This window comes from Gammaproteobacteria bacterium (assembly GCA_027296625.1).
Classification (GTDB): Bacteria; Pseudomonadota; Gammaproteobacteria; order JAKEHO01; family JAKEHO01; genus JAKEHO01.
Window position 1 is genome coordinate 1 of the sequence record JAPUIX010000033.1, and the last position, 4163, is coordinate 4163.

The following is a 4163-nucleotide window of genomic DNA, read 5'->3' on the forward strand; positions in this document are numbered from 1 at the left end:
GTGGCGGCGTTTTCGATTGTAAAAGCACTCGATGTAATCGAACACATCAGCGCGGGCTTCATCGCGAATCCGGTAGCGTACGCGATTGATGCGCTCCCGTTTCAATAGCCCAAAGAAGCTCTCGACGACCGCATTGTCGTAGCAGTTGCCGCGGACACTCATGCTGCATTGGATCTCGTGCTTCTCAAGCTCATCGCGAAAATCATCACTCGTATACTGGCTGCCGCGGTCGGAATGATGGATCAGTATACTGCCAGGTCGACGCGCTCCTATCGCCATCGACAGCGCATCAATGACCAAGTGCCGGTTGATCCAACGACTCATCGACCAGCCAACGATGCGGCGGGAATAAAGATCCATCACGACCGCAAGATAGAGCCAGCCCTGGTGCGTCAAGATATACGTGATATCCGATGCCCAACGTTGGTTTGGCGCCGCAGCCGTGAAGTCCTGATTGATCAGATTCTCAGCCACCGGATGGCTCGGATCGGGCTGCGTCGTGACCCTAAAGCGCCGTTTGGGACAGCCCCTCAGTCCCGCTACACGCATCAATCGGGCCACTTTGCGCCGGCCGGTGCATAGGCAACACCGTGTATCCCGCTTGCAGATGCCCGAGCGTGTGTAGTGCGTGAAATGCCGTTAGGTAGGCCAACGGAAACGCTGCCGCTTCGTCGAGATCGACCGAATCGGCGACCGGGATGAGATCACTCTCATCGGCGACAACATACTCGGCGTAGCAACCCGTAAGCGCTTTGAGAAAGTCGCGAAACACGACCACGCGCTGGCCTTCAGTCACACTGGTCACACCTTCGCCGACTGCGTCTACTGGTCCGCAGAGTTCCTGTCCGAGGATGAGCGGCAAGGGTGCTTTCATCCAGAATGTGCCACTGAATCTGCCACTACGCACCCAAGCATCGAATTGGTTGACTGATATCGACTCTGCCTTAACCCGTACTTGGCCGACGCCCGGCACAGGCATGTCAACGTCGACGTAACGTAGGACGTTCGGTGGTCCTTCAGCTATCATCTGTACTGCTTTCATAGTGTTTCCTCCTCTGTGGTCCGATCACCGATCGTCATTAATGAGACGCGGCACTAGCCTGCGAAGTCGAGCACCGCAGCAGCTAAGGCATCAGGCGACTTCATAAGCAACCTGGTCCACTGTTGATTGGTCTCGGCGTCATTACAGTAGTTGTCGGGCTCATCCCCGTGCACAGAGCAGGATGCTAGTAATGCTAGTAATGCCATTAAGGCTAGAAGTCGCACTGTTATTATTGGTGCCCGGGGCCGGAGTCGAACCGGCACGGAGAATTCTCCGAGGGATTTTAAGTCCCTTGCGTCTACCAATTCCGCCACCCGGGCGGGTCAACGCAGCATAACGAGGCGATCAGAGTATGTAAATGGAGGCTGGAGTCGGAATCGAACCGGCGTAAACGGCTTTGCAGGCCGCCGCATAACCACTCTGCCACCCAGCCGCTAAGACATCACCGGAAAGATGTTGACGGAAACCCTGGTAGGGAATCTGGAGCGGGAAACGAGACTCGAACTCGCGACCCCAACCTTGGCAAGGTTGTGCTCTACCAACTGAGCTATTCCCGCTTGTGTAGTAGCCAATAATTGTAACTGGGCCCCTGATCGTGTCAAGCAAGGCACCCCAAGGCGAGTCCAGTCTGCGCTTTTTTAAACATTGCTCTTCTGCGCCTTTCTTTCAGATAACTTCGGCCAAGCCGCATAAAGATAGAGCAACATGGACCAGAGCGTCAATCCCGCCGCGACATACAAGAGCACGTAGCCTACTTCAATCACCGGGAGTGCAAAGAGGGGCTCCCCAAAGAGCAACAAGAATATGGCCACCATCTGTGCGATCGTCTTCACCTTTCCGTAATCTGAGACAGCCACTTTGCCTCGGGCGCCAATCTCCGCCATCCACTCCCTGAGCGCGGACACTGTAATCTCGCGTCCGACAATCACGGCCGCCGGCAATGCAAGCCACGGACTCGGATGGGCCTCCACCAGTAACACCAACGCGATAGCGACCATCAGCTTATCGGCGACCGGATCGAGAAACGCGCCCAGTCTTGAGATCTGCCCGAGGCGCCGGGCCAGATAGCCGTCCAACCAATCCGTCAGCGCGGCAAGCGCGAAGACGATACTCGCTGCGATATGCGCCCACGAAAACGGAAGATAAAACACCAAAACGAAGACCGGGATCAATGCGATGCGAATGAGTGTGAGCGTGTTAGGAATATTCATGGTATTTCATGGAACGTGTCGTAGATCTTTTGGGCAAGATGCCGGTTGATCCCCGGGACCTTGATAAGGTCTTCAACGCCAGCACGACTGACTCCCTGAAGGCCGCCGAAATGACTAATGAGGTGCCTGCGTCGTTTACTCCCAACGCCGGCGATTGTTTCGAGCAGCGAAGTGGTGCGGGCTTTCCCCCGCCGTTGCCGGTGGCTCGTGATCGCAAACCGATGCGCTTCGTCCCGAACCTGTTGGATGAGATGCAACGCGGGCGAATCAGGCGGTAACCTGAAGGGGCTTTTCTGATTGGGCAAGACTAGGGTTTCTAAACCTGCTTTCCGTGAAGGGCCCTTGGCGATGCCGAGCACGCAGACGTCGGTTACCTGAAGTTCGCCTAACACGGCCTTCGCTTGCGTGACCTGGCCCTTACCACCATCAATGAGGAGAACGTCCGGCAGCCTGCCCTCCTCTTTTCGTACGCGGGTGTAGCGTCGATTAATGGCTTGGTACATCGCCGCATAATCATCACCGCCCTCAATATTGGTGATGTTGAACCGTCGGTAATCGGACTTCGTCGGCCCCTCGGGCCCAAAGACGACACAGGCCGCGACCGTTGCCTCGCCCTGCGTGTGGCTCACATCGAAACATTCGATCCGTTCGATGGGCTCATCAAGGCCCAGAACCTCCCGCAATGCTTCCATGCGTTGATATTGGGTTGTCTTGGTGGAAAGACGTTGGGATAAAGCCAGCTCCGCATTCTCCATCGCCATTCGCATCCACCGGGCACGCTCACCCCTGATCCGGTGCTTGATGGCAACCTGCTTGCCCGCCTCCCTTGCCAGGATTTCGGCGAGCAACGGGGCAGCCTTAGGCCGGTGGCTTACCAAAATCTCCCGGGGGATCGCGCGATCCGTTTTGGTGGTCAGATAATACTGTGGCAGGAACGCAGCCAGTACCTCCGTTGGATCGGCACCACTCGTGTGCTGCGGAAAGAATGTCTTGTTACCCAAATTATGCCCACCGCGAATGTAGAAAACTTGGACGCAGGCCACATTGTCTCTGGCCGCACAGGCCAAGATATCGAGATCACCCCCCTTGGTACTGATGTACTGATGTTCCTGGACGCGGGAGAGACTGCTTATCTGGTCACGATAACGGGCCGCCTGTTCGAAATCCAGCGTATCAGACGCCCCGTCCATACGCTGAATAAGCTTCTCAATGACCTCCTGGCTCCGGCCTTCGAGACAAAGGACAGCATGATCGACGTCCTCCTTGTAGCTCGCCTGGTCAATGAAGCCAACACAGGGCGCGGTACAGCGCTGGATTTGATATTGCAGACACGGGCGCGAGCGGTTGCGATAAAAGCTATCCTCGCAATTACGCACCCGAAACAGTTTTTGCAAGAGGTTAACCGTCTGGCGAACGGCCCCGGCACTTGGATACGGTCCAAAATAACGCCCTGGCTGACGTCGCGCGCCCCGGTAGAAACTCAAGCGTGGGAATTCGTCCGTGTCTGACAAGTGGATGTAGGGATAGCTCTTGTCATCACGTAGCAGGATGTTATAGCGGGGCCGCAGCTCCTTGATGAGATTGTTCTCAAGGATCAAAGCCTCTTTTTCCGTGTGGGTCACCGTCACTTCGATGGAACCGACCTGATCGAGGAGCGCTTGGGTCTTGGCATTGGCCTTGCCGTGGGCCCCGAAGTAGCTCGCCAGGCGCTTTTTTAGCTGGCGCGCCTTGCCCACGTAAAGCACTGTGCCGTCGCCTGCCAACATCCGGTAGACACCTGGCTTGCCCGTCACCCCCTTCAAGAAGAATTTCGGGTCAAACGTGGTCACTTCTCCGCCCAACGTCTTCAATCTGCGATGAATTGCGTGCGAGCAGCTCCCGAGCCTTGCCAAAGACGGCCATCAACATGG

Annotated in this window: 3 protein-coding genes, 3 tRNA genes and 1 pseudogene; all 7 read right to left on the reverse strand. The window is 56.4% G+C overall.

The genetic code is table 11. The features are described from left to right. The 7 genes and pseudogenes from O6944_01765 to uvrC all read right to left on the reverse strand — a co-directional run bounded on the left by O6944_01765 (position 1) and on the right by uvrC (position 4082). Positions 1–573: pseudogene (locus O6944_01765) on the reverse strand (IS3 family transposase). After that, positions 506–979 (reverse strand): alcohol dehydrogenase catalytic domain-containing protein, encoded by a 474-nt coding sequence (locus O6944_01770; protein MCZ6717874.1) that lies wholly within the window; start codon positions 977–979, stop codon positions 506–508. Before O6944_01770 ends, O6944_01765 begins: the two are co-directional and overlap by 68 nt. Positions 980–1275: 296 nt before the next feature. Further along, positions 1276–1362: transfer RNA gene (locus O6944_01775), tRNA-Leu, on the reverse strand. Positions 1363–1401: 39 nt separating this feature from the next. After that, positions 1402–1475, reverse strand: a tRNA-Cys gene (locus O6944_01780). Positions 1476–1523: 48 nt separating this feature from the next. Further along, positions 1524–1599: transfer RNA gene (locus O6944_01785), tRNA-Gly, on the reverse strand. A gap of 81 nt (positions 1600–1680) precedes the next feature. Beyond that, entirely contained in the window at positions 1681–2253 is a 573-nt protein-coding gene (pgsA, locus tag O6944_01790; protein ID MCZ6717875.1) for a CDP-diacylglycerol--glycerol-3-phosphate 3-phosphatidyltransferase, read from the reverse strand. Then, entirely contained in the window at positions 2250–4082 is a 1833-nt protein-coding gene (gene uvrC, locus O6944_01795; protein ID MCZ6717876.1) for an excinuclease ABC subunit UvrC, read from the reverse strand. Before uvrC ends, pgsA begins: the two co-directional genes overlap by 4 nt. Positions 4083–4163 lie beyond the last annotated feature (81 nt).